The following is a 25,647-nucleotide window of genomic DNA, read 5'->3' on the forward strand; positions in this document are numbered from 1 at the left end:
TTGTCGGCGCCGGCCGATAGCCTGCAGGAACAGCTGACCGAATCACTGGGAATCCGCGGCGCCGCGGCACGTGCGTCACCGGGCGCCGCACGGAAGGCCCGCCGGGACGGCCGCGCGGACCGGGCGGGACCCGGGCGGGACCCGGGCGGGACCGAGGGGAGGGGAGAGCCGTGCGTGTGCTGGGCGTGGACCCGGGGCTGACCCGGTGCGGGGTCGGGGTCGTCGACGGGCTTCCCGGCCGGCCGCTGACGATGCTGGGGGTGGGCGTGGTCCGCACCCCCGCCGAGGCCCCCGCGCCCGAACGGCTGGTCCTCGTGGAGCAGGGCATAGAGCAGTGGCTGGACACGCACCGGCCGGACAGCGTCGCCGTGGAACGGGTGTTCAGCCAGCACAACGTCCGCACCGTCATGGGCACCGCCCAGGCCGCCGCCGTGGCCATGCTCTGCGCGGCCCGCCGCGGCCTGCCCGTCGCCCTGCACACTCCCAGCGAGGTCAAGGCCGCCGTCACCGGCAGTGGCCGGGCCGGCAAGGACCAGGTCGGGGCCATGGTCACCCGCCTGCTGCGGCTGGCCGCGCCACCGCGGCCCGCGGACGCCGCCGACGCCCTGGCCCTGGCCATCTGCCACATCTGGCGGGCGCCCGCCACCGGCCGGCTCCAGCAGGCCCAGGCGGCTCAGGCCCAGGCCCGCCGGGGTCAGGCGCGAACCCCGCGAGCGGCCCAGCCGTCCCAGTTCTCCGAGCCGTCCCAGCCGTCCCAGCCGTCCCAGCCGTCCCAGCCGTCCGTGCGGCGGGCGGCCCCCGGCGCCCGCGGACCGCGGACCGCCCCCGTCCCACCGGCCCCCGCCCGGCCGCAGAACACCCCTGGAGAGCCACCGTCGTGATCGCCTTCGTCAGCGGCCCCGTCGCCGCGGTCTCCCCGGACAGCGCCGTCGTCGAGGTCGGCGGGGTCGGCATCGCCGTCCAGTGCACCCCGGACACCCTCTCCGGGCTGCGGGTCGGCGAACCGGCCCGGCTCGCCACCTCCCTGGTCGTCCGCGAGGATTCGCTCACCCTCTACGGCTTCGCCGAGGACGACGAACGCCAGGTCTTCGAACTCCTCCAGACCGCCAGCGGCGTCGGGCCGCGGCTGGCCCAGGCCATGCTGGCCGTCCACCGTCCCGACGCCCTGCGGCTGGCCGTGTCCGGCGGGGACGAGAAGGCGCTGACCGCCGTGCCCGGCATCGGCAAGAAGGGCGCCCAGAAGCTGCTGCTGGAGCTGAAGGACCGGCTCGGCGCGGTCCGTGGCGGCGCTGCGCGCGCCCCGGCCGGAGCCACGGCCCCCGCGGCCTGGCGGGACCAGCTCCACTCGGCCCTCATCGGCCTCGGGTACACCCCGCGCGAGGCGGACGACGCGGTGGCCGCCGTCGCCCCGCGCGCCGAGGAGGCGCTCGCCGCGGGCACCACGCCCCCCGTGCCCCAACTGCTGCGCGCCGCCCTGCAGAGCCTCAACCGCGCACGCTGACCACCGCCGTGGCCGGGCGGAACACCCCGGCCGTCCGACCCCGACCCCGCACCGACCCCGCACCGACCCCGACCCCGCACCGACCCCGCACCGATCCGTACCGCGTGATCCGCACCGCCGAGCCGAGAGAGACCATGGACTGGGACGACTGGGACGACTCCGCCCCCGACACGGCAGCCGCCGCGGCCGGTGCCGCCGAACGGCTGGTGGACGCGGGAGCCGACGGCGACGACCAGGCGGTCGAGGCGGCCCTGCGGCCGAAGAACCTCGGCGAGTTCGTCGGCCAGGAGCGCGTCCGCGAACAGCTCGACCTGGTGCTGCGCGCCGCCCGCCAGCGCGGTGCCACCGCCGATCACGTGCTGCTCTCGGGCGCCCCCGGTCTCGGCAAGACCACCCTGTCCATGATCATCGCCGCGGAGATGGCAGCACCCATCCGCATCACCTCCGGCCCCGCCATCCAGCACGCGGGGGACCTGGCCGCGATCCTCTCCTCGCTCACCGAGGGGGAGGTGCTCTTCCTCGACGAGATCCACCGCATGTCCCGGCCCGCCGAGGAGATGCTCTACATGGCCATGGAGGACTTCCGGGTCGACGTCATCGTCGGCAAGGGGCCCGGCGCCACCGCCATTCCGCTGGAACTCCCGCCGTTCACCCTGGTCGGCGCCACCACGCGGGCCGGCCTGCTGCCACCGCCGCTCCGCGACCGCTTCGGCTTCACCGCGCACATGGAGTTCTACGGGCCCGCCGAGCTGGAGCGGGTGCTGCACCGCTCCGCCCGGCTGCTGGAGGTGGAGATCGAGCCGGCGGGAGCCGCGGAGATCGCCGGCCGCTCCCGGGGCACCCCCCGGATCGCCAACCGGCTCCTCCGCCGCGTCCGGGACTACGCGCAGGTCAAGGCCGACGGTGTGATCACCCGGGAGATCGCTGAGAGCGCGCTCGGCGTCTACGAGGTGGACGGACGCGGCCTGGACCGGCTGGACCGGGCCGTGCTCGGTGCCCTGCTCAAGCTGTTCGGCGGCGGCCCCGTGGGGCTGTCCACCCTGGCCGTCGCGGTGGGGGAGGAGCGGGAGACCGTGGAGGAGGTGGCCGAGCCGTTCCTCGTCCGGGAGGGGCTGCTGGCCCGGACCCCCCGGGGCCGGGTCGCCACCCCCGCCGCCTGGGAACACCTGGGGCTGCGACCGCCGGGGCAGGACACCGGCGGCTCGGCACAGCAGGGGCTGTTCGGTGTGTGACCGGCGGGGATGCCCCGGTGGGCGCACGCGCCGGTGACGCCAGGCCGCCTCCCGCGGTGCCGGACGGCGGGGTGCGGGAGGCGGTGGCGGGGCGGCGGCCCGTCCCGGCCCGTCGCGTTCCGCCGGCGGCCCGTCCCGGCCACCGGCGCCCGTCCACCCCGGCGATGCACGTCCGGGCCCGGCGGGCGGCGATCCACGGGTCGGCGGAGATCGACGGCGATCGGCGGGTCCGGAAGGTTCGCGGAGGTTCCCGCTGGTTCCCGAAGGGGTTCGAAGGTTCTCGAAGGTTCTCGAAGGGGTGGAACTCGCCCGGACCGGAACCCGGGTGCCATGCTGGGCGTTGTTCCATTGGCGCGGACTCGCTTAGACTCCGCCGATGCCGTCCCCGCGACGGCGCACCCACCCCCGAATACCAGGCCGCATCCCCTGTGGTCGTGCGAAGGAAACTCCGTTCCCGTGAATATCCTGACTTTTCTCCCCCTCATCTTCCTCATCGGGCTCATGGTCCTCATGACCCGCTCGGCGAAGAAGAAGCAGCAGCAGGCCGCCGACATGCGCGACCAGATGCAGCCGGGCACAGGAATCCGCACCATCGGGGGCGTGTACGCCACCGTCAAGGAGGTCCACCAGGACACGGTCCTCCTGGAGATCGCCCCGGGGGTGCACACGGTCTTCGCCAAGAACGCCGTCGCCGCCGTGCTGGATGACGACGAGTACCACCGCATCGTCCACGGCGCCGAGCCCGTCACCGGTGCCTCCGCCGTCCCGGACGACGCCTCCTCGCTGACCGGCCCCGGGGAAGGGCCCGTCGTCGGCCTCGACAAGACCGGCGCGGACGTCCCGGAGCGGCCCGAGGGCGAGGCCGGCCCGGCCGGCGGTGCGAAGGAGAACAAGCGGGGCGACGGTGACGCCGGCGGCGACGCCGACGCGAAGTAACACCGGACGCGGGTCCGGCCGGGGCCCCGCGGCGGGCGCCGGCACCGGGCCGGGCGGCATCCGCCGCGGCTCCCCGGACCGGCCGGTCGCGGCCCGTCCGCTCCTGCGGGGGACCGTCCTCCATTACACTTCGTGGCCGCCCGCTCACCACGGACGCGGTGCGGTTGGACAGGGAGAATCGACAAGGTGGCAGCACCGAAGAAGGGCCGGCGCCCCTCGGGGTCCCAGGGCAGGCCGGGGCGGACGCTGGTCCTGTTCCTGATCGCCGTCGTGGCGCTGACCGGGGGGATGTTCCTCTCCGGGCACACCACTCCGCGCCTGGGCATCGACCTCGCCGGCGGCACCAGCATCACGCTCACGGCCAAGGCCCAGCCCGGCGCCGAGAACGCGATCAACCCGACCAACATGAACACCGCGGTCGGCATCATCGAGCGCCGCGTCAACGGCCTGGGCGTCTCCGAGGCCGAGGTGCAGACCCAGGGCGACCGCAACATCATCGTCAACATCCCGCGCGGCACCAACGAGAAGCAGGCCCGGGAACAGGTCGGCACCACGGCGCAGCTCCAGTTCCGCCCGGTGCTCACGATGGAGCAGGGCACGCCCTCCCCGGAACCCTCGGCCAGCCCCTCGGCGGAGGGTGACCAGAGTGACGGGGACGCGGGCGACAAGAACGGTGACAAGAACGGTGACAAGAACGACGCCGGCGGCGAGAAGGCCGAGGGCGCCGGGACCGGCGAGCCCTCCCCCTCCGCCACCACCCAGGGCCGTGCCCTGACCGGCGCCCTCGCCGCCGACGCGTCGGAGCAGCCGCAGGCGGCCCCCTCCGGCAGCCCGGAGCCCTCCGCCCCCGCGACCCCCGAGGCCCCGCAGCCGGGCGCGACCGGGGTCCCGGCGGACCTCCAGAAGAAGCTGGACGCCCTGGACTGCTCCAAGCCCGAGGAGCGCAGCGCCGTCGGTGAGGGCGTCAAGCCCGGCGAGAACACCGTCGCCTGTGGTGAGGACGGCGCCGTCAAGTACGCCCTCGGCCCCACGGACGTCGCCGGCACGGAGGTCGACGACGCCAAGGCTGTGTTCGACTCGCAGACCGGCAAGGGCTGGGTCGTCACCCTGGGCTTCAACAAGAAGGGCGCCGAGCAGTTCGCCGACGCCACCGAGCGGATCTCCGGCCAGCAGCCCAACCAGTTCGCCATCGTCCTCGACGGCGAGGTCGTCTCCGCGCCCTCGGTGCAGACCCGGATCGGCGGCGGCAACGCCGAGATCTCCGGCAGCTTCAACCAGGAGTCCGCCGAGAACCTCGCCAACGTCCTCTCCTACGGCGCGCTGCCGCTGAGCTTCACCGAGTCCAGCGTGACCACCGTCTCCGCCGCGCTCGGCGGCGAGCAGCTGGAGGCCGGCCTCATCGCCGGCGCCATCGGCCTCGCCCTCGTGGTGATCTACCTGGTGGTCTACTACCGGGGGCTGTCGCTGATCGCGCTGTTCTCCCTGCTGGCCTCGGCGATCCTCACCTACGTGATCATGTCGCTGCTCGGTCCCGGCATCGGCTTCGCGCTGAACCTGCCCGCCGTCTGCGGCGCCATCGTCGCCATCGGCATCACCGCGGACTCGTTCATCGTCTACTTCGAACGATTGCGGGACGAGATCCGGGAGGGCCGGTCCCTCCGGGCCGCCGCCGAGCGCGGCTGGCCGAGGGCCCGGCGCACCATCATCGTCGCCGACTTCGTCTCCTTCCTGGCCGCCGCGGTGCTGTTCGCGGCCACGGTCGGCAAGGTGCAGGGATTCGCCTTCACCCTGGGGCTCACCACGGTCCTCGACGTCGTCGTCGTCTTCTTCTTCACCAAGCCGATGGTGACGCTCTGTGCCAAGACGAAGTTCTTCGGCGGCGGTCATCCCTGGTCCGGGGTGGACCCCACGCGGCTCGGCGTCCAACCGCCCATCCGCGGCCGCCGCCGCACCGTACCCGCCCTGACCGAACCGAAGGAGGCCTGAGATGTCACGACTCGGCGATCTCGGCGCCCGGCTCCACCGCGGTGAGGTCGGCTACGACTTCATCGGCAAGCGCATGCTCTGGTACGGCGTCTCCGTACTGATCACCATCACGGCGATCGTGGGCCTGGGTGTCCGCGGCCTCAACATGGGCATCGAGTTCTCCGGCGGCGCCATCTTCACCACGCCGCAGACCACCGTCTCCACCGAGCGCGCCGAGCGGCTCGCCGAGGAGGCGTCCGGCCACCCCGTGCTCATCCAGGAGCTCGGCAACGGCGGGATGCGCATCCAGATCAGCGAGGTCGACACCGCCAAGTCCGATCAGATCAAGGCCGAGCTCTCCAAGGGGCTGGCGATCCCGGCGGACCAGATCAACGCCGACCTCGTCGGCCCCAGCTGGGGCGCCCAGATCGCCAACAAGGCGTGGATGGGTCTGGGAATCTTCATGGCACTGGTGGTGGTCTATCTGGCCATCGCCTTCGAGTGGCGGATGGCCGTGTCCGCCCTCGTCGCCCTGATCCACGACATCACCATCACGGTCGGCATCTACGCCCTGGTGGGCTTCGAGGTCAGCGTCGGCACGGTCATCGGTCTGCTGACGATCCTCGGTTACTCCCTGTACGACACCGTGGTGGTGTTCGACAGTCTCAAGGAGAGCAGCCGGGGGATCCTGAAACAGAACCGGTTCACCTACAGCGAGATCGCCAACCGCAGCATCAACGGCACCCTCGTGCGGTCCATCAACACCACGGTGGTGGCGCTGCTCCCGGTGGCCGGCCTGCTCTTCATCGGCGGCGGTGTGCTCGGCGCGGGCATGCTGAACGACATCTCGCTCTCCCTCTTCGTCGGCCTGGCCGCCGGTGCCTACTCCTCGATCTTCATCGCGACACCGCTGGTGGCGGATCTCAAGGAGCGGCAGCCGGAGATCGCGGCGCTCCGCCGGCGGGTGCTCGCCAAGCGTGCCTCCGCCGCGGCGAAGGGTGACCCCGATGGTGGCGACGGCGGCGGGGACGGGGACGCGGCCGACGACGGTGCCGGGCCCGGCGACCGGCGGTCCGGTACGGGCCCGGACAACGGCCACCGGCCGGGCGACGGGGCCCCGGCGGCCGCCGGGGTGTCCGGCCCGCCCTCCCCCCGCGGCCGCGGCACCGGCCGGGGCCGCCCCTCGGGGAGGCGCCGGTGACCGCCGCGTCCATGGCCCCCGCCGCGCTGCGGAGCCTGCTCGCCGCCCGGATCCGGGACGTCCCCGACCATCCGCGGAAGGGCGTGACCTTCAAGGACATCACCCCGCTGCTGGCCGACCCCGCCGCCTTCGGCGCGCTCACCGAGACGCTCGCGGAGCTGTGCCACCGGCACGGAGCCACCAAGGTCGTCGGCCTGGAGGCGCGCGGTTTCATCCTCGCCGCCCCCGTCGCCGTCCGGGCCGGGCTCGGCTTCGTGCCGGTACGCAAGGCGGGCAAGCTCCCCGGGGCCACTCTCGGGCAGGCCTACGACCTGGAGTACGGCAGTGCCGAGATCGAGATCCACGCCGAGGACCTGGAGTCCGGGGACCGGGTGATGGTCATCGACGACGTGCTGGCCACCGGCGGTACGGCCGAGGCCTCGCTCTCGCTCATCCGGCGGGCCGGAGCCGAGGTCGCCGGGGTCGCCGTGCTGATGGAGCTGAGCTTCCTCGACGGCCGGCGGCGGCTGGAACCGGGCCTCTCCGGAGCGCCGCTGGAGGTGCTGCTCACCGTCTGAGACGGAGATCACAGTGTACGGAGGGCGGGCGCCGACCAGGGCGCCCGCCCTCCGCGCGTGCGCCCCCGGCGCCCCCACGGGAGCCCGGACGCCTCCATTCCCCCGGGGCCGATACCATGGATGTCCGGAACCCATCGGGACCGGAGACCGTCTCCCCGCCTGCCCGCGGGGGAGAGGCCACCCCCCTGAGGAGGGCTCTTGCCGGACAAGGCCAAGCCGCTCGCCGCCTCGCAGCAGGAACGGACCGCCGAGGCCCCGGCGGACCAGGACCCCCGCGCGCGGCTGGACGGGCGGACGACCGGGCGCAACGAGGGCCCGGCCGCCGCCGGGACCGGCACCCCCCTGTCCGCGCCCAAGCCGAAGCCCCCGGCCGTCGACCCGCGGCAGAACGGGGCGAGCGCCCCGGCGTCCTCACCGGCGCGCAACGGGCAGGGGGCGGTCGCGCGCTCCGGCTCCTCGAACCGGGTACGGGCCCGGCTGGCGCGCCTCGGCGTCCAGCGCTCCAGTCCGTACAACCCGGTCCTGGAGCCGCTGCTGCGTATCCTCCGCTCCAACGACCCCAAGATCGAGGCGGCCACCCTCCGCCAGGTGGAGCGGGCGTACCAGGTCGCGGAGCGGTGGCACCGAGGCCAGAAGCGCAAGAGCGGCGATCCGTACATCACCCACCCCCTCGCCGTCACCACGATCCTCGCCGAGCTGGGCATGGACCCGGCGACGCTGATGGCGGGGCTGCTGCACGACACCGTCGAGGACACCGAGTACGGCCTGGACACCCTCCGCCGTGACTTCGGTGACCAGGTGGCGCTGCTGGTGGACGGCGTCACCAAGCTGGACAAGGTCAAGTTCGGCGAGGCCGCGCAGGCGGAGACCGTGCGCAAGATGGTCGTCGCCATGGCCAAGGACCCCAGGGTCCTGGTGATCAAACTCGCCGACCGCCTGCACAACATGCGCACCATGCGCTACCTGAAGCGGGAGAAGCAGGAGCAGAAGGCGCGGGAGACGCTGGAGATCTACGCCCCGCTCGCCCACCGGCTCGGCATGAACACCATCAAGTGGGAGCTGGAGGACCTCGCCTTCGCGATCCTCTACCCCAAGATGTACGACGAGATCGTGCGCCTGGTCGCCGAACGGGCCCCCAAGCGCGACGAGTACCTGGCGGTCGTCACCGACGAGGTCCAGGCCGATCTGCGGGGCGCCCGCATCAAGGCCACCGTCACCGGCCGCCCCAAGCACTACTACAGCGTGTACCAGAAGATGATCGTCCGCGGCCGTGACTTCGCGGAGATCTACGACCTGGTGGGCATCCGCGTCCTGGTGGACACCGTGCGCGACTGCTACGCGGCGCTCGGCACCATCCACGCCCGGTGGAACCCGGTGCCGGGGCGGTTCAAGGACTACATCGCGATGCCCAAGTTCAACATGTACCAGTCGCTGCACACGACGGTCATCGGGCCCAGCGGCAAACCCGTCGAACTGCAGATCCGCACCTTCGACATGCACCGCCGCGCCGAGTACGGCATCGCCGCCCACTGGAAGTACAAGCAGGAGGCCGTCGCCGGCGCCTCCAAGGTGCGCACCGACGCGCCCCGCCGCCCCGGCGGCAAGGACGACGCCATCAACGACATGGCGTGGCTGCGGCAGCTGCTGGACTGGCAGAAGGAGACGGAGGACCCGGGCGAGTTCCTGGAGTCCCTGCGGTTCGACCTCTCCCGCAACGAGGTCTTCGTCTTCACGCCGAAGGGCGACGTCATAGCGCTGCCCGCGGGCGCCACCCCGGTGGACTTCGCCTACGCCGTGCACACCGAGGTGGGCCACCGCACCATCGGTGCCCGGGTCAACGGCCGGCTGGTGCCGCTGGAGTCCACCCTGGACAACGGCGACCTGGTGGAGATCTTCACCTCCAAGGCGGTCGGGGCCGGGCCGTCCCGGGACTGGCTCGGTTTCGTCAAGTCGCCGCGCGCCCGGAACAAGATCCGCGCCTGGTTCTCCAAGGAGCGGCGCGACGAGGCCATCGAGAACGGCAAGGACGCCATCGCCCGCGCGATGCGCAAGCAGAACCTGCCGATCCAGCGGATCCTCACCGGTGACTCCCTGGTGACCCTCGCCCACGAGCTGCGCTACCCCGACATCTCCTCGCTCTACGCCGCCATCGGCGAGGGCCATGTCACCGCGCAGAACATCGTGCAGAAGCTCGTCCATGCCCTCGGCGGCGAGGACGAGGCCAACGAGGACCTGGCGGAGTCCACGCCCATGCGCCCGCGCGCCAAGCGGCGGGCCAAGGGCGACCCCGGTGTGGTGGTCAAGGGCGTCGACGACGTCTGGGTGAAGCTGGCGCGTTGCTGCACGCCGGTGCCCGGGGACCCGATCATCGGCTTCGTGACCCGCGGCAACGGCGTCTCCGTCCACCGCGCCGACTGCGTCAACGTCGACTCCCTGACGCAGCAGCCGGAGCGCATCCTGGAAGTGGAGTGGGCGCCCACCCAGTCCTCGGTGTTCCTGGTGGCCATCCAGGTGGAGGCGCTGGACCGGTCGCGGCTGCTGTCGGACGTCACCCGGGTCCTCTCGGACCAGCACGTCAACATCCTCTCGGCGGCCGTGCAGACCTCCCGGGACCGGGTGGCGACCTCCCGGTTCACCTTCGAGATGGGGGACCCGAAGCATCTCGGCCATGTGCTGCGGGCGGTACGCACCGTGGAGGGCGTCTACGACGTCTACCGCATCACCTCGGCCCGCCGGCCCTGAGGCCGCGCGCGGGCGCGGCGGTACGGGGCGCCCGGCCCGGCCTCCCGCCCCCTCGGCGGCCGCCCCGGAGACCCGGAACGCGTACACGGGGCGCACGCGGGGCGGTCCTTCCGCGCATACGCCGCGGAAGGACCGCCCCGCCCCGTGGTCACGGATGCCCGGGCCCGGCGGCCGGGACGCCCGGCCCCGGCGGCCTCAGCCGCCGAACTCCTGAAGGCCCTTGAGCGCCTGGTCCAGCAGCGCCTGCCGCCCTTCCAGTTCCCTGGCCAGCTTGTCGGCCTTGGCGTGGTTGCCCGCCGCGCGGGCGGCGTCCACCTGGGAGCGGAGCTTGTCCACGGCCGACTGGAGCTGACCGGTCAGCCCCGCGGCGCGGGCCCGCGCCTCCGGGTTCGTCCGGCGCCACTCGGCCTCCTCGGCCTCCTCGATGGCGCGCTCCACGGCCTGCATCCGGCCTTCGATCCGCGGGCGGGCGTCACGCGGAACATGGCCGATCGCCTCCCACCGCTCGTTGACCGACCGGAACGCGGCCCGGGCCGCCCGCAGGTCGGTGACCGGGAGCAGCTTCTCCGCCTCGGCGGCCAGTTCCTCCTTGCGGGTCAGGTTCTCCCGCTGCTCGGCGTCCCGCTCGGAGAACGCCGCGGAACGGGCCTGGAAGAAGACGTCCTGGGCGCCGCGGAAACGGTTCCACAGGTCTTCCTCGGCGTCCCGCTGGGCGCGCCCGGCGGCCTTCCAGGAGGCCATCAGCTCGCGGTAACGGGCGGCCGTGGGGCCCCAGTCCGTCGAGCCGGAGAGCTCCTGCGCCTCGGCGACCAGCTTCTCCTTGGTCCGGCGGGCCTCCTCACGCTGGGCGTCCAGCGCCGCGAAGTGCGCCTTGCGCCGCTTGGAGAACGCCGAACGGGCGTGGGAGAAGCGGTGCCACAGCTCGTCGTCCGTCTTCCGGTCGAGCCGGGGCAGCCCCTTCCAGGTGTCGACCAGGGCGCGCAGCCGCTCGCCGGCCACCCGCCACTGCTCGCTGTCCGCGAGCTGCTCGGCCTCGGCGACCAGCTCCTCCTTGGCCCGCCGCGCTTCCTCGCCCTGCCGGGCCTTGGACACCCGGCGCTCCTCCTGGCGTTCCCCGACGACCTGGTCGAGCTGGTCGAGCCGGTGGCGCAGCGCGTCGAGGTCGCCCACCGCGTGGTGCTGGTCGACCTGTTCCCGGATGTGGCCGATGGCCGTCCGCGCGTCCTTGGCCGAGAGATCGGTGGTCCGCACCCGGCGTTCCAGGAGGCCGATCTCCACGACCAGACCCTCGTACTTGCGCTCGAAGTAGGCCAGGGCCTCCTCGGGGGAGCCGGCCTGCCACGATCCGACGACCTTCTCGCCCTCCGCCGTACGCACGTACACGGTCCCCGCCTCATCGACGCGGCCCCACGGGTCGCTGCTCACAGCGCCTCCTCCACATGATGCGGCCGAGAGTTCACGGCCCGCATCGTCCACGATTCCGCCCTCCTCACCCCCTGCGGGGAGGAGGGGCCCGGGCCGGGTCACGCCCTGACCGGTTCACCGCCAAACATAGGCGAACCCCGGGCCGGCTGTCCGCATCCGGACGACCGGAATTTGGCACTCTGCGCGTGTCAGGACTTGCGCACCGTCGCCTTGTCGATCACGACGGTGGCGTTGGGCGGAGTGTTCTGCGTGGCGTCGGGCGGGGCGGCCCCGGCCTCGGCGATCTTCTCGAGGACCTTCATCCCCTCCTCGCCGACGGTGCCGAACGGCGTGTAGTCCGGCGGCAACTGGCTGTCCTGGTACACGAGGAAGAACTGGCTGCCCCCGGAGTCCCGGCCCTTCTTCTCCGCCGCGTTGTACTTGTTGGCCATCGCCACCGTGCCCGCGGGGTAGACCCCCTCCTTCACCCGCGCGTCGCCGAGGTTCTCGTCGGGGATGGTGTAGCCGGGTCCGCCCTGGCCCGTGCCCTCGGGGTCACCGCACTGCAGGACGTAGATGCCGGACTCCGTCAGCCGGTGGCACCGGGTGTGGTCGAAGTAGCCCTTCCCGGCCAGGAAGGCGAAGGAGTTGACGGTGTGCGGCGCCTTCGCCGCGTCCATCGTGACGCTGATGTCGCCGCAGGTGGTCTCCAGCTCCATGACGTACTCGGCGGACCGGTCGACCGTCAGCGGCGGCTCCTTCTTCCACCGCTCCGTGGCCGGCTCGCCCTTCGCCGGCTTCCCGCAGGGGTCCGGCGCGGCGCTGGTGGGGGGCGCGCTGGGAGAGCCGGAGGCGGCGCTGTCGGCGTCGCCGTTCTTCGCCGCGCCGCCGTCGAACAGACCGGCCGTGCCGGCCGCGGCCGCTCCGGCCACCAGCAGGACCGCCAGGCCGGCCGCGACCACCGCGTTGCGCCGGCGGGTCTTCCGCCGCTGGGCGCGCCGCGCCTGCTGCCGCTCGAACTTCTTCCTGGCGAGCTCTCGCCGCCGCTGGTCGCTCGTGGCCACCGGTCCGTCTCCTCGTGCCGTGGGGGCGTGTCGTGTGGGGTGTCGCGGTCGTCTCGGGTGTCGCGGGTGCCCTCCCCGGGCGCGGCGGGCCGCACCGGGCGGAGGACCCGGCCGTACCGTATACGGGTTCGCACCCGGCGGACCGCCGCCGGTAGGCTCTGACCGCATCCGAATCTGTCGGCCGGACACCACCTTGGGGACGATTGTGCTCATTGCAGGGTTCCCCGCCGGGGCCTGGGGGACGAACTGTTATCTCGTCGCTCCCGCCGCGGGCGAGGAATGCGTGATCATCGACCCGGGCCACGAGGCAGCCCCCGGCGTCGAGGAGGCGATCGCGAAACACCGGCTGAAGCCGGTCGCCGTCATCCTCACCCACGGCCACCTCGACCACGTCGCCTCCGTGGTGCCGGTCTGCGGCGCGCACGGCGTCCCGGCCTGGATCCACCCCGAGGACCGCTACATGATGAGCGACCCGGAGAAGGCGCTCGGCCGCGCCATCGGCCGGCACCTGCTGGGTGAGCTGACCATCGGGGAACCCGACGACCTCAGGGAACTGACCGACGGCGGCACGCTCGGCCTCGCGGGCCTGGAGTTCTCCACCACGCACGCGCCGGGCCATACCAAGGGGTCGGTGACCTTCCGGCTGCCCGAACAGGCCGACGTCCCGTCGGTGTTCTTCTCGGGCGACCTGCTGTTCGCCGGCTCCGTCGGACGCACCGACCTGCCCGGCGGCGACCACGCCGAGCTCCTCCGGTCGCTGGCCCGGGTGTGCCTGCCGCTGGACGACTCGACCGTGGTGCTGTCCGGTCACGGTCCCCAGACGACCATCGGCCGCGAGCGCGCCACCAACCCCTTCCTGCGGGAGGTGGCCGCCGGCCCCGGAGCGGCCCCGCCGGCCGTTCCACGACGAGGAATGTGACGACTCCGTCCCGTGAGCACCTTCAGGGCCCCCAAGGGCACGTACGACCTCATCCCGCCGGACTCCGCCGCCTACCTCGCGGTGCGGGAGGCGATCTCCGCACCGCTGCGGCGGTCCGGCTACGGCTATGTCGAGACCCCCGGTTTCGAGCACGTCGAGCTGTTCTCCCGCGGTGTCGGGGAGTCCACCGACATCGTGACCAAGGAGATGTACACCCTCACCACCCGCGGCGGTGACCGGCTCGCGCTCCGCCCCGAGGGCACCGCGTCCGTGCTCCGGGCGGCGCTGGAGGCCAGCCTGCACAAGGCCGGCAACCTCCCGGTCAAGCTCTGGTACTCCGGCTCCTACTACCGCTACGAGCGCCCGCAGGCCGGCCGCTACCGGCACTTCTCCCAGGTCGGGGCCGAGGCCATCGGCGCTGAGGACCCGGCCCTGGACGCCGAGCTGATCGTCCTGGCCGCGGACGCCTACCGGTCGCTGGGGCTGCGGGACGTCCGGCTGCTGCTGAACTCCCTGGGGGACCAGGAGTGCCGCCCCGGCTACCGCGCCGTCCTCCAGGACTTCCTCCGCGGGCTGGACCTCGACGAGGAGACGCTCCGCCGCGTCGAGATCAACCCGCTGAGGGTGCTGGACGACAAGCGGGAGGCGGTGCGGAAGCAACTCGCCGGGGCGCCGATGATGCGCGACCACCTGTGCGAGGCGTGCAAGAGCTTCCACGAGCGGGTGCGCGATCTGCTCACCGCCGCGGGCGTCGCCTTCGAGGACGACCCGCGGCTGGTGCGCGGCCTGGACTACTACACGCGCACCACTTTCGAGTTCGTCCACGACGGGCTGGGCGCCCAGTCCGCCGTCGGCGGCGGCGGGCGCTACGACGGGCTCTCCGAGATGATCGGCGGCCCCGCGCTGCCCTCCGTCGGCTGGGCGCTCGGGGTGGACCGCACGGTCCTCGCGCTGGAGGCCGAGGGCGTCACGCTCGACCTGCCGGCGGCCACCGAGGTCTACGCCGTGCCGCTGGGCGAGGAGGCGCGGGACCTGCTGTTCGGCGCCGTCACCGCGCTGCGCCGGGCCGGCGTCGCGGCCGACCTCTCCTACGGCGGGCGCGGCCTGAAGGGGGCGATGAAGTCGGCCAACCGCAGCGGGGCCCGTCTCGCCCTCGTCGCGGGGGAGCGTGACCTGGCCGAGGGCGTGGTCCAGCTCAAGGACCTGGAGAGCGGCGAGCAGCGGGCCGTGCCCGCCGACGGGATCACCGCGGCCGTGCGGGAGGCGCTCGGCTGACACGGCCCGGGCGGTGGGCGGGGCCGTCCGCCTGGCTCCGGGACCTGGCGCGGGCGTCCGCGTCAGGTCCCCCGCCGTCCCCTTCCGCTCCCGTCGCGCTTCTCTCCGCCTTTCCCGCCGCCGTCGCCGTCCGCCGTCGCCGTCCGCCGTCGCCGTCCGTCGCCGCCGGGCTCCGGTGGTGGGGCCCGGGCCGGGCCCCGAACCGGGTGGCTCTCCGGCCGGGCCGCGGCCTTATGGCCGCCGAACGCCGGGTGCGCGAGAATGTCCGGCCCGGTGTCCCCCGTCCGGTGGACCGGTCCCGTACCCGCCGTCCGGCGGAGCGGCCGGTGCCACAATGTGCGGGGCCCGTTCCGGGCACCGGCAGGGACCGACCGAAGCTACGGAAGCGGCGAGATGACGATGACTGAGCTGGACGACGCCCCCGCCGCCGGCGGGCGCGGGGAACAGGGGCCCGGCGGCGACCGCGAGGCGCTGGGCAGCGGCCGGGCCTTCGCCCTGATGCTCGTGATCACCGGGGCGGCCGGGCTCCTTGCCGCCTGGGTGATCACCCTCGACAAGTTCAAGCTCCTCGAAGCCAAGGTGGAGGGCACCACCTTCACCCCGGCTTGCAGCCTCAACCCGGTCGTCTCCTGCGGCAACATCATGGAGAGCGACCAGGCCGCCGCCTTCGGTTTCCCCAACCCCATGCTGGGCCTGGTCACCTACGGCATGGTCGTGGCCATCGGCGTGGCGCTGCTGGCCGGGGCCCGCTTCCGCCGCTGGTACTGGCTGGGCCTCAACGCCGGCACCCTCTTCGGGGTGGGCTTCTGCATGTGGCTCATGTACCAGTCGCTGTACGTCATCGGTTCGCTCTGCCTGTGGTGCAACCTCGCCTGGGTCGCCACCATCGTGATGTTCTCCTACGTCACCGTGCACAACGTCCGGAACCGGATCATCCCTGCCCCCGACGGGCTGCGGCGGGCGCTGGCGGAGTTCCACTGGGTGGTGCCGGTGGTCTGGATCGGCGCCATCGGCATGCTGATCCTGACCCGCTGGTGGGATTTCTGGACGAGCTGAGCGGCCCGGCGCGGCGCCCGCCGCCCACCCCACGCCGGGGAGCCGCGGCGGGCCGGCTCGCCGCCGAGGGGGCCGATGGGGCCGAGGTGGGCCCCGACGGCGTCGGCGCACCGGCCGGGCCCCGCGCACCGGCCGGGCCCCGCGCGCGGCCGGGTGCCGCCGGGGTGCCGTAGGGTCGGGAGCCGTGGAACCCGACCTGTTCACCGCCGCCGCCGAGGACCGCCGGAGCAAGGACCCGGCGAGCAGTCCGCTCGCGGTGCGGATGCGCCCCCGGACCCTGGACGAAGTCGTCGGCCAGCAGCATCTGCTGCGGCCGGGATCCCCGCTGCGCCGCCTCGTCGGTGAGGGAGCGGGCGGCCCCGCGGGCCCGTCGTCGGTGATCCTCTGGGGCCCGCCCGGCACGGGCAAGACCACCCTCGCCCATATCGTCAGCCGCGCCACGGACCAGCGGTTCGTGGAACTCTCCGCGATCACCGCGGGCGTCAAGGAGGTGCGGACGGTCATCGACGGCGCCCGCCGCGCCTCCGGCGGGTACGGCCGCGAGACCGTGCTCTTCCTCGACGAGATCCACCGGTTCTCCAAGGCCCAGCAGGACTCGCTGCTGCCGGCCGTGGAGAACCGCTGGGTCACGCTCATCGCCGCCACCACCGAGAACCCCTACTTCTCGGTGATCTCCCCGCTCCTCTCCCGCTCCTTGCTGCTGACCCTGGAGCCGCTCACCGAGGCCGGACTGCGGGACCTGCTGCGCCGGGCCGTGACCGACGAGCGGGGCCTCGGCGGCGCGGTCACCCTCCCCGAGGCCGCCGAGGACCACCTGCTGCGCATCGCCGGCGGTGACGCGCGGCGCGCGCTGACGGCGCTGGAGGCGGGCGCCGCCTCGGCCCTGGCCCAGGGCGAGCCGGAGATCACCCTCCGGGCGCTGGAGGAGGCCGTGGACCGGGCGGCGGTGACCTACGACCGCGACGGCGACCAGCACTACGACGTCGCCAGCGCCCTGATCAAATCCATCCGCGGCTCGGACGCGGACGCGGCGCTGCACTACCTCGCGCGGATGATCGAGGCGGGGGAGGACCCGCGGTTCATCGCCCGGCGGCTGATGATCTCCGCCAGCGAGGACATCGGCCTCGCCGATCCCACCGCCCTGCAAACGGCGGTGGCGGCGGCCCAGGCCGTCGCGCTGATCGGCTTCCCGGAGGCCCGGATCACCCTGGGGCAGGCCGTGATCGCGCTCGCCCTCGCACCCAAGTCCAACGCCGCCTACCTGGCGGTCGACGCCGCGCTCGCCGACGTCCGGGCCGGGCTCGCCGGCCCCGTGCCACCGCATCTGCGCGACAGCCACTACCAGGGCGCGCGGGCCCTCGGCCACGCCGAGGGATACGTCTACCCGCACGACCTCCCCGGGGGCGTCGCGGCCCAGCAGTACGCGCCCGACGCCGTGCACGGCAAGCGGTACTACGAGCCGACCCGCTACGGGGCGGAGGCCCGCTACGCGGAGGTCGCCGAGCGGGTCCGGGCCCGGCTGCGCGGTGAGGCACCGCCCCGTCCGCCGGAACGGCCCGCCCCCGCCCCGTCCGCCGCGCCGTCCCGGCCGGCGGGGGAGGAGCGCGGCGAGGCGGCCGGGGAGGGTACGGCCGGGCCTGCCGCCGCTCCCGGAGGAACGGACCGGCCCACGGACGGCGTCGAGGGGGACGCGGACTGACGGCGGCGGCCGTGGGAGCGGCGGGCCCGGCCGGTGAGGCCGGGCAGGCCGGCGCCGGGGCCCGGGACCTCCGGGCGCGCCGGCCGGGACCGGACCTCCCTCTTCGTCCTGGGTCCTCCCGGCCTCCGGATCCCTCCGGGCCGCCGCTCCCGGCAGCCGTCGACGGGCCGCCTCCCGCCCGCAGTTCCCGCCCGGCCTTCCCCCGCCCGGCCTTCCCCCGCCCGGCCCCTCCGCCGTCCCGCACCGGGCGCGCCGGTCAGTCCCGCTCGGCGGCCTCGAACAGCAGGCGGAGCGCGCGGCTGAGTTCTGTGACGTCCCTCACCGGTTCGGGGAAGTCGAACCGCACGTCGGCCACCCTCGCCCTGCCCTCGGTGAAGCGGACGCGGAGCCCCGCCCGGTCCAGCGCGAGCGGCACCACCCGCCCGCGCTCCCCGCAGAGCGCTCCCGCCGGGCCGTCGAGCAGCCCGCACAGGGAGCGCAGCTCGGCGTCGTGCGCGGAGGCCAGGTGCTGCAGGACGTCCCCCTCATGACCTGCGACGGGATCGGGCCGGGCGGCCGCGAAGGCGTCCGGCTCCACCGGCTCGGCGCCCCACAGGTCGTCCACCGCGGCCTCGCCCACCTCCAGCCGCAGCACCTCGCGCGGCCCGCCGTCCGGGGCCGCGCCGCCGCCCGGGGCGAACACGGCGTCCGGGTCCCGGCGCCCGAAGTGGGCCAGGGCGACGGCGCGGTCCGGGCCCCGGAGCGGGGTCAGCCAGCCGCCGAGCCACGCCCGCCCCCGGATACGATGGGGGACGGCGACCGGAGCCACGTCCGTGATCTCGATCAGGGCGGTCAGCTCGTCGTCCTGGGCCCGGGCCGCGGCGCGCGCCGCGGGGGAGTCCCCGGGCACCAGCAGAAGGACGTCGCCGTCCACCGTGACGGCGCGTGCCAGGGGCGCCGTGGCGCCCCGTCCGCCGGCGGCCGTGCCGGGAATGTCCAGCACGGCCGAGGCGTTCGACTCCGCGAGGGTACGTACCCGCTCGGCGGCCTCCGGCCGCCGGGCGTCTTCCCAGGGGCGCGGCTGACCCGCCGGCCCGGTACCGGACGTCACCGTTTCCGCGGGATGTCCATGACCGGGGACGGGGCTCCCAGGTCGAATCATGCGTTCACCTCCGATAAGGTAAGCCTCACCTAACTTACATGGAGGGTCGTTCCCCGTGAACCAGTCGCGTCCCAAGGTCAAGAAGTCGCGAGCGCTGGGCATCGCCCTGACGCCGAAGGCCGTCAAGTACTTCGAGTCCCGGCCCTACCCGCCGGGTGAGCACGGCCGGGGCCGCAAGCAGAACAGCGACTACAAGGTCCGGCTGCTGGAGAAGCAGCGGCTGCGCGCGCAGTACGACATCAGCGAGCGCCAGATGGTCCGCGCCTACGACCGCGCCCGCAAGGTCGAGGGCAAGACCGGCGAGGCGCTCATCATCGAGCTGGAGCGCCGGCTGGACGCGCTCGTGCTCCGCTCCGGGCTGGCGCGCACCATCTACCAGGCCCGCCAGATGGTCGTCCACGGCCACATCGAGGTCAACGGCCGCAAGGTCGACAAGCCCTCCTTCCGGGTCCGCCCCGAGGACGTCGTGCGGGTCCGCGAGCGCAGCCGCGCCAAGGCCCCGTTCCAGGTGGCCCGTGAGGGCGGCTGGGCCGGGGAGGGCGAGACGCCGCGCTACCTGGAGGTCAACCTCCAGGCGCTGGCGTTCCGCCTGGACCGGGACCCGAACCGCAAGGAGATCCCGGTCCTCTGCGACGAGCAGCTGGTCGTCGAGTACTACGCCCGCTGACGGCCCGTCCGCGGCCCGCGCCCCGCTCTCCCGGCGGGGTGCCGTTCCGGGCCCCCTCGCCCACGGCCACGCCCCGCCGCCGACCGCGTCCTCCGACGCGAGAGGCGGCGGTCGGCGTTCCCGGACGGAACACCCGCCTCCGGCGGGCAAATCGGGTGCGGGGCCGGGCGCGCGAGACGCTAGGCTTCTGCCAGGCCGCGCGCCGCCCCGCAGGCCCGGGGCCGCGGACCCGCCGGCCGGCGGGGCGCGGGCCGCCGGCCGCGGCCGGAGACCGCCCGGGGGAGCCCCGGGCGGGGGCGGGAAAACGTCGTCGAGGGAGCGGTGCCAAGGTGTCCGGTGGAGAAGTGGCCGGGATTCTCGTAGCCGTCTTCTGGGCGATCCTGGTGGCCTTCCTCGCCGTCGTCCTGGTGCGGCTGGCCCAGGTGCTCAGAGCGGCCACCCGCCTGGTGGCGGACGTCACCGAGCAGGCGGTGCCGCTGCTGGGCGAGGCCTCCCGGACGGTGCGCTCCGCGCAGACCCAGCTCGACAAGGTCGACGCCATCGCCGCCGACGTCCAGGAGGTCACCTCCAACGCCTCCGCGCTGTCCTCGACGGTCGCGACCACCTTCGGCGGCCCCCTGGTGAAGGTCGCCGCGTTCGGCTACGGCGTCCGCCGGGCAATCGGACGCAAGGGCGCGCCGCAGGGGCAGCGCCGCACCGTGATCGGGAGCCGCACGGTGCCCCGGGCCCGCCGCGGCCGGGGCGAGGGCCGAGGAAAGGGCTGAGACGCCGATGTTCCGCCGTACGTTCTGGTTCACCGCGGGCGCCGTCACGGGCGTGTGGGCGACCACCAAGGTCAACCGCAAGCTCCGCCGGCTCACCCCGGAGAGCCTGGCGGCCCAGGCCGCCGGCAAGGCCGTCGAGGCCGGCCACCGCCTCAAGGACTTCGCCGTCGAGATCAAGGCCGGCATGGCGCAGCGCGAGCGGGAACTCAACGACGCCCTGGGCGTCACCGGGCCTGGCTCCACCGCCTTGCACCTGCCCCCGCCCGCGCGGCGCCCCGCCGTGCCGGGCCCGACCCACCCGATCGACCGGAATGAGGACCACTGATGGAGTCGGCTGAAATCCGCCGCCGCTGGCTGCGCTTCTTCGAGGAGCGGGGGCACACCGTCGTGCCGTCGGCGTCGCTGATCGCGGACGACCCGACGCTGCTGCTGGTCCCCGCCGGCATGGTGCCCTTCAAGCCGTACTTCCTCGGTGAGGTCACCCCGCCCTACCCGCGCGCCACCAGCGTCCAGAAGTGCGTCCGCACCCCGGACATCGAAGAGGTCGGCAAGACCACCCGGCACGGCACGTTCTTCCAGATGTGCGGCAACTTCTCCTTCGGCGACTATTTCAAGGAAGGCGCCGCGAAGTTCGCCTGGGAACTGCTCACCACCCCCGTCGCGGACGGCGGTTACGGGCTGGACCCGGAGCGGCTGTGGATCACGGTCTACCAGGAGGACGACGAGGCCGAGCGCATCTGGCGCGAGGTCGTCGGGGTCCCCGCCGAGCGGATCCAGCGGCTGGGCATGGAGGAGAACTACTGGTCCATGGGCGTCCCCGGACCCTGCGGACCCTGCTCCGAGATCAACTACGACCGGGGCCCGGAGTTCGGGCCCGAGGGCGGCCCGGCCGTCAACGACGAGCGCTACGTGGAGATCTGGAATCTGGTCTTCATGCAGTACGAGCGCGGCCCGGGCGGCCCCGGCGGCAAGACGGACTTCCCCGTCCTCGGCGAGCTGCCCAGCAAGAACATCGACACCGGCCTCGGTCTGGAGCGGCTGGCGATGATCCTTCAGGGCGTCCGCAACATGTACGAGACGGACACCCTCCGCGTCGTCATGGACAAGGCCACCGAGCTGACCGGCGTCCGCTACGGCGCCGCCGAGGACACGGACGTCTCGCTGCGCGTGGTCGCCGACCACCTGCGCACCTCCGTGATGCTGATCGGCGACGGCGTCACCCCCGGCAACGAGGGCCGCGGCTACGTCCTGCGCCGCATCATGCGCCGCGCCATCCGCAACATGCGGCTGCTGGGCGCCACCGGCCCCGTCGTCGGCGAACTGGTCGGCACCGTGGTCAGGACCATGGGTGAGCAGTACCCGGAGCTGATCACCGACCGCAAGCGCATCGAGACGGTCGCGCTCGCCGAGGAGGCCGCCTTCCTCAAGACCCTCCGCTCCGGCACCACCATCCTCGACAACGCCGTCACCGAGACCAAGGAGTCCGGGGCGAGCGTCCTCCCCGGCGACAAGGCCTTCCTGCTCCACGACACCTGGGGCTTCCCCATCGACCTCACCCTGGAGATGGCCGCCGAACAGGGCCTCTCGGTGGACGAGGACGGCTTCCGCCGGTTGATGAAGGAACAGCGGGAACGCGCCAAGGCGGACGCCCGCGCCAAGAAGACCGGGCACGCCGATGTTTCCGCCTACCGTGAGGTCGCCGACCGCTCCGGCACCACGGACTTCACCGGCTACACCGCCACCGAGGGCGAGGCCACCGTCGTCGGCCTGCTGGTGGACGGCGTTCCCGCGCCGGCCGCGCAGGAGGGCGACGCGGTCGAGGTCGTCCTCGACCGCACCCCCTTCTACGCCGAGGGCGGCGGGCAGCAGCCCGACACCGGGCGGATCCGGCTGGACAGCGGCGCGGTGGTCGAGGTCCGCGACGTGCAGCAGCCGGTGCCCGGCGTCACCGTGCACAAGGGCGTCGTCCAGGTCGGCGAGGTGACCGTCGGCTCCGCCGCGCTGGCCCGGATCGACGTGGTGCGCCGCCGTTCCATCGCCCGCGCCCACAGCGCCACCCACCTCACCCACCAGGCGCTGCGGGACGCCCTCGGGCCCACGGCCGCCCAGGCCGGCTCGGAGAACGCCCCCGGCCGCTTCCGCTTCGACTTCGGCTCGCCCACCGCCGTCCCCACCACGGTGCTCGGCGACGTCGAGCAGAAGATCAACGAGGTGCTGGCCCGCGAACTCGACGTCACCGCCGAGGTGATGTCGATGGAGGACGCCAGGAAACAGGGCGCCATCGCCGAGTTCGGCGAGAAGTACGGCGACCGGGTGCGTGTGGTGACCATCGGGGACTTCTCCAAGGAGCTCTGCGGCGGCACGCACGTCCACAACACCGCCCAGCTCGGTCTGGTGAAGCTGCTCGGCGAGTCCTCCATCGGCTCCGGCGTGCGCCGGGTGGAGGCCCTGGTCGGCGTGGACGCCTACCACTTCCTCGCCCGTGAGCACACCGTCGTCTCCCAGCTCACCCAGCTCGTCAAGGGGAGGCCGGAGGAGCTGCCGGAGAAGATCTCGGGGATGCTCGCGAAGCTGCGGGACGCCGAGAAGGAGATCGAGCGCTTCCGCGCCGAGAAGGTCCTCCAGGCCGCCGCCGGGCTTGCCGCCGGGGCCAAGGACGTCCGGGGCGTCGCCCTGGCCACCGGCCGGGTCCCGGACGGCACGAGCGCCGACGACCTGCGCAAGCTCGTCCTCGACGTGCGCGGCCGGATCACCGGTGGCCGGCCCGCCGTGGTGGCGCTGTTCACCGTCGTCAAGGACCGGCCGCTGACCGTGATCGCCACCAACGAGGCCGCCCGGGAGCGGGGTGTCAAGGCCGGTGAGCTGGTCCGGGCCGCCGCCAAGACCCTCGGCGGCGGCGGTGGCGGCAAGGACGACGTCGCCCAGGGCGGCGGGCAGAACCCGGCCGCGGTGGACGAGGCCGTGGCCGCCGTCGAGCGGCTCGTCGCCGAGAAGGCGTGACGGGCCGCGGGATGACGGAGCAGCAGGGGCGGGAGCCGGAGCGGAATCTCCGCCGCGGCCGGAGGATCGCCCTGGACGTCGGGGACGCCCGGATCGGGGTCGCCTCGTGCGACCCCGACGGGATCCTCGCCACCCCGGTGGAGACCGTGCCCGGGCGCGACGTCCCGGCCGCCCGGCGGCGGCTGGCGGCGATCGTCGCGGAGTACGAGCCGATCGAGGTCGTGGTCGGGCTGCCGCGTTCCCTGAAGGGGACGGAAGGCCCGGCCGCGGCCAAGGTCCGCGGCTTCGCGACGGAGCTGGCGCGGGTCGTGCACCCGGTCCCGGTGCGGCTGGTCGACGAGCGGATGAGTACGATCACCGCAGCACAGGGCCTGCGGGCCTCCGGCGTCGACTCCCGCAGGGGGCGCTCGGTGGTGGACCAGGCCGCGGCCGTGGTCATCCTGCAGGCCGCGCTGGAAGCGGAACGGCTCTCCGGCAGTGCTCCGGGCGAGAACGTCGAAGTGGTCATCTGATCGCGATACGGTAACGTTCGCCCGAACGTGCGGCCGGGACACCGCCGTACGGAAACGGAATGAGGCGGACCGGCCCACTGCGCCCCCCACGCGCGCACGGGGCGCCGCCTCTCGTTGCTAGGGGATCGATGACTGAGTATGGCCGGGGCGGAGGCTCCCCACCGTGGCACCCCGAGGACCCCCTCTACGGGGACCAGGGGTGGGACGGGCAGCAGACGGCCGACGGCCGCGCTCCGTACGGACACCAGGACCCCGGGTACACCGACGCCTACCAGCAGCACCCGCAGCAGCAGTACCACCAGCACGAGCAGCCGTACCCGCAGCAGCAACAGCAACAGCAGCCGTACCAACAGCAGCAACACCAGCAGCAGCAGCCGTACCCACAGCACCAGCAACACCAGCAGCAGTACCAGCAGTGGGACGCCCAGGGCGGGCACCACCCCGGTGAGCCGCACCCCGGACACCACCCGCAGCAGGGCGGTTACCCCGACCAGGGCGGGCAGCAGTACACCCAGGGCGGGTACCCCTACGGCTGGGAGGGCGGGCCGCAGGACACCGGTCAGGGCCACGCCGCCCCCGGGCCCTACGGCGCCGGGCCCGGGCAGCCCGGCGATCCCTACGGCCACCCCGGGCCGGGTGTCCATCCCCAGCAGGGCGCCGCCCCGGGGCACCCCCAGACCGGTGGCCCGGACCCGGGGGGCGACCCCGGTGAGCACCGCTTCTTCGCCGGCCGGCCGGACAGCGCGGCGGGGCGGCGTGGTGACGGCCCGGGCGGCGACGGAGGCTTCGGCTCTTCCGGCGGTCCCGAGGGCCCGGACGGCCCCGGGGACCCGTACGGGGACGAGGACGGCGCGGACGGCGAGGGGGATCACCACGCCGGGGACGCCGGAGACGCTCCGGAGCCCGGCGGGCGCCGCGGTGCCCGGCCGCGGAAGCGCCGCTCCGGTGTGGCCTGCCTCTTCGTCGCCGTGGCCCTGGGCGGGGTCGCCGCGGGGGGCGGCTGGTTCGTCTACGACTTCTACCAGACGCGCTTCGGCCCGGCGCCGGACTTCTCCGGCAACGGTTCGGGGGCCGTCGCGGTGGAGATCCCGCCGGGCGCCGGCTCCGGTGAGATGGGCCGGATCCTCAAGGAGGCCGGGGTGGTGATGAGCGCTCAGGCGTTCGTCGACGCCGCGGGCGACAACCCGAAGGGCCTCTCCATCCAGCCCGGCGTCTACTCCATGAAGAAGAAGATGTCCGGCGAGGCCGCGGTGGCGTGGATGCTCTCCCCGGAGAGCCGCTCCACCCTGATCATTCCCGAGGGCATGCGCAACGCGCAGATCTACGCGACGATCGACAAGCGGCTGGAGCTGAAGCAGGGCACCACCGCCGGTATCGCCGAGAAGCAGGCCGGCGACCTCGGGCTCCCGGACTGGGCGGACGACGACGCGGAGATCAAGGACCCCCTGGAGGGCTTTCTCTACCCGGCCCGTTACGACCTGGCCGAGGACGCGAAACCGGCGGACGTCCTCAAGAAGATGGTGGCCCGCGCCACGGCCGAGTACGAGAAGCTGGATGTCGAGGCCGGCGCCGAGAAGGCGAACCTGGACTCGCCGCTGGAACTCGTCACCGTCGCCAGCCTGGTCCAGGCCGAGGGGAAGACCAGCGACGACTTCCGCAAGATGGCCCGGGTCGTCTACAACCGCCTCGACCCCGGGAACCAGGAGACGGCGGGCAGGCTGGAGTTCGACTCCGCCTTCAACTACCTCAAGGGCCAGAGCGAGATCAACATCGGCATCAAGGAGATCCGCAACCACGACGATCCCTACAACACCTACTTCTACCGCGGTCTGCCGCCCGGCCCCATCGCCAACCCGGGCGCCGACGCGCTGAAGGCCGCGATGGATCCCGAGCCGGGGGACTGGTACTACTTCGTCTCCGTGGACGGCGACACCACCGAGTTCGCGGAGACCCACGAGGAGCACGAGAAGCTCCGGCAGCGGTTCAACGAGAACCAGCGGAACAAGGGCTGA

At 73.6% G+C, this 25,647-nt stretch carries 21 protein-coding genes; 18 read left to right on the top strand and 3 right to left on the bottom strand.

From position 1 onward, the window contains the following. The first annotated feature begins 170 nt into the window (after positions 1-170). The 8 genes from ruvC (at position 171) to HCK00_RS13475 (ending at position 10,134) form a co-directional block, all read left to right on the top strand. Entirely contained in the window at positions 171-881 is a 711-nt protein-coding gene (gene ruvC / locus HCK00_RS13440; RefSeq protein ID WP_168102106.1) for a crossover junction endodeoxyribonuclease RuvC, read from the top strand. Then, the gene (gene ruvA, locus HCK00_RS13445; RefSeq protein ID WP_168102107.1) at positions 878-1,501 is read left to right on the top strand and encodes a Holliday junction branch migration protein RuvA; all 624 of its coding nucleotides are present in this window, start codon (positions 878-880) and stop codon (positions 1,499-1,501) included. Before ruvC ends, ruvA begins: the two co-directional genes overlap by 4 nt. A gap of 134 nt (positions 1,502-1,635) precedes the next feature. Further along, on the top strand, positions 1,636-2,733 hold the full coding sequence (gene ruvB, locus HCK00_RS13450; protein ID WP_168102176.1) for a Holliday junction branch migration DNA helicase RuvB: 1,098 nt from the start codon (positions 1,636-1,638) through the stop codon (positions 2,731-2,733). Between the two features lie 456 nt (positions 2,734-3,189). Continuing rightward, positions 3,190-3,669 carry a preprotein translocase subunit YajC gene (yajC, locus tag HCK00_RS13455; protein WP_168102108.1) on the top strand — a complete coding sequence of 160 codons (480 nt, stop codon included), beginning with the start codon at positions 3,190-3,192 and terminating at the stop codon, positions 3,667-3,669. Positions 3,670-3,855: 186 nt separating this feature from the next. Beyond that, positions 3,856-5,655 (top strand): protein translocase subunit SecD, encoded by a 1,800-nt coding sequence (gene secD, locus HCK00_RS13460; RefSeq protein ID WP_168102109.1) that lies wholly within the window; start codon positions 3,856-3,858, stop codon positions 5,653-5,655. Between the two features lies 1 nt (position 5,656). Further along, positions 5,657-6,835, top strand: coding sequence for a protein translocase subunit SecF (secF, locus tag HCK00_RS13465; RefSeq protein ID WP_168102110.1), 1,179 nt, complete (start codon positions 5,657-5,659; stop codon positions 6,833-6,835). An 11-nt stretch (positions 6,836-6,846) separates the two neighbouring features. After that, entirely contained in the window at positions 6,847-7,392 is a 546-nt protein-coding gene (locus HCK00_RS13470) for an adenine phosphoribosyltransferase (RefSeq protein ID WP_168102177.1), read from the top strand. A gap of 198 nt (positions 7,393-7,590) precedes the next feature. After that, a complete protein-coding gene (locus HCK00_RS13475) occupies positions 7,591-10,134 on the top strand; it encodes a RelA/SpoT family protein (protein WP_168102111.1) in 2,544 nt (847 codons plus the stop codon). A gap of 195 nt (positions 10,135-10,329) precedes the next feature. Here HCK00_RS13475 and HCK00_RS13480 read toward each other — a convergent pair whose 3' ends face one another. Both HCK00_RS13480 and HCK00_RS13485 read right to left on the bottom strand, forming a co-directional pair. After that, complete coding sequence (locus HCK00_RS13480; RefSeq protein ID WP_168102112.1) at positions 10,330-11,559, bottom strand: DUF349 domain-containing protein; 1,230 nt, start codon at positions 11,557-11,559, stop codon at positions 10,330-10,332. 188 nt (positions 11,560-11,747) lie between these two features. Then, positions 11,748-12,602, bottom strand: coding sequence for a peptidylprolyl isomerase (locus tag HCK00_RS13485; RefSeq protein ID WP_168102113.1), 855 nt, complete (start codon positions 12,600-12,602; stop codon positions 11,748-11,750). 205 nt (positions 12,603-12,807) lie between these two features. Here HCK00_RS13485 and HCK00_RS13490 point away from each other — a divergent pair, with 205 nt between their 5' ends. The 4 genes from HCK00_RS13490 to HCK00_RS13505 all read left to right on the top strand — a co-directional run bounded on the left by HCK00_RS13490 (position 12,808) and on the right by HCK00_RS13505 (position 17,551). Then, on the top strand, positions 12,808-13,521 hold the full coding sequence (locus HCK00_RS13490; protein ID WP_168102114.1) for an MBL fold metallo-hydrolase: 714 nt from the start codon (positions 12,808-12,810) through the stop codon (positions 13,519-13,521). Between the two features lie 12 nt (positions 13,522-13,533). Then, positions 13,534-14,796, top strand: a complete 1,263-nt coding sequence (gene hisS, locus HCK00_RS13495; RefSeq protein ID WP_168102115.1) for a histidine--tRNA ligase — start codon at positions 13,534-13,536, stop codon at positions 14,794-14,796. Between the two features lie 393 nt (positions 14,797-15,189). Further along, complete coding sequence (locus tag HCK00_RS13500) at positions 15,190-15,852, top strand: vitamin K epoxide reductase family protein (RefSeq protein ID WP_168102116.1); 663 nt, start codon at positions 15,190-15,192, stop codon at positions 15,850-15,852. 184 nt (positions 15,853-16,036) lie between these two features. Beyond that, entirely contained in the window at positions 16,037-17,551 is a 1,515-nt protein-coding gene (locus HCK00_RS13505; RefSeq protein ID WP_311765303.1) for a replication-associated recombination protein A, read from the top strand. 256 nt (positions 17,552-17,807) lie between these two features. Here HCK00_RS13505 and HCK00_RS13510 read toward each other — a convergent pair whose 3' ends face one another. Continuing rightward, positions 17,808-18,692, bottom strand: a complete 885-nt coding sequence (locus HCK00_RS13510; protein WP_240965545.1) for a DUF2470 domain-containing protein — start codon at positions 18,690-18,692, stop codon at positions 17,808-17,810. Between the two features lie 55 nt (positions 18,693-18,747). On the opposite strand from HCK00_RS13510, the gene rpsD reads away from it, so the two are divergent. The 6 genes from rpsD to mltG all read left to right on the top strand — a co-directional run bounded on the left by rpsD (position 18,748) and on the right by mltG (position 25,647). After that, complete coding sequence (gene rpsD, locus HCK00_RS13515) at positions 18,748-19,359, top strand: 30S ribosomal protein S4 (protein WP_168102117.1); 612 nt, start codon at positions 18,748-18,750, stop codon at positions 19,357-19,359. 329 nt (positions 19,360-19,688) lie between these two features. Beyond that, complete coding sequence (locus HCK00_RS13520; RefSeq protein ID WP_168102118.1) at positions 19,689-20,123, top strand: DUF948 domain-containing protein; 435 nt, start codon at positions 19,689-19,691, stop codon at positions 20,121-20,123. Between the two features lie 7 nt (positions 20,124-20,130). After that, complete coding sequence (locus HCK00_RS13525; protein ID WP_168102119.1) at positions 20,131-20,448, top strand: DUF6167 family protein; 318 nt, start codon at positions 20,131-20,133, stop codon at positions 20,446-20,448. Continuing rightward, positions 20,448-23,123 carry an alanine--tRNA ligase gene (gene alaS, locus HCK00_RS13530; protein ID WP_168102120.1) on the top strand — a complete coding sequence of 892 codons (2,676 nt, stop codon included), beginning with the start codon at positions 20,448-20,450 and terminating at the stop codon, positions 23,121-23,123. Before HCK00_RS13525 ends, alaS begins: the two co-directional genes overlap by 1 nt. An 11-nt stretch (positions 23,124-23,134) precedes the next feature. Next, positions 23,135-23,635 (top strand): Holliday junction resolvase RuvX, encoded by a 501-nt coding sequence (gene ruvX / locus HCK00_RS13535; protein WP_168102121.1) that lies wholly within the window; start codon positions 23,135-23,137, stop codon positions 23,633-23,635. 128 nt (positions 23,636-23,763) lie between these two features. Further along, positions 23,764-25,647, top strand: a complete 1,884-nt coding sequence (gene mltG / locus HCK00_RS13540; RefSeq protein WP_168102122.1) for an endolytic transglycosylase MltG — start codon at positions 23,764-23,766, stop codon at positions 25,645-25,647.

It is taken from the genome of Streptomyces zingiberis, from assembly GCF_012034935.1.
GTDB classification, from domain to species: Bacteria; Actinomycetota; Actinomycetes; order Streptomycetales; family Streptomycetaceae; genus Streptomyces; species Streptomyces zingiberis.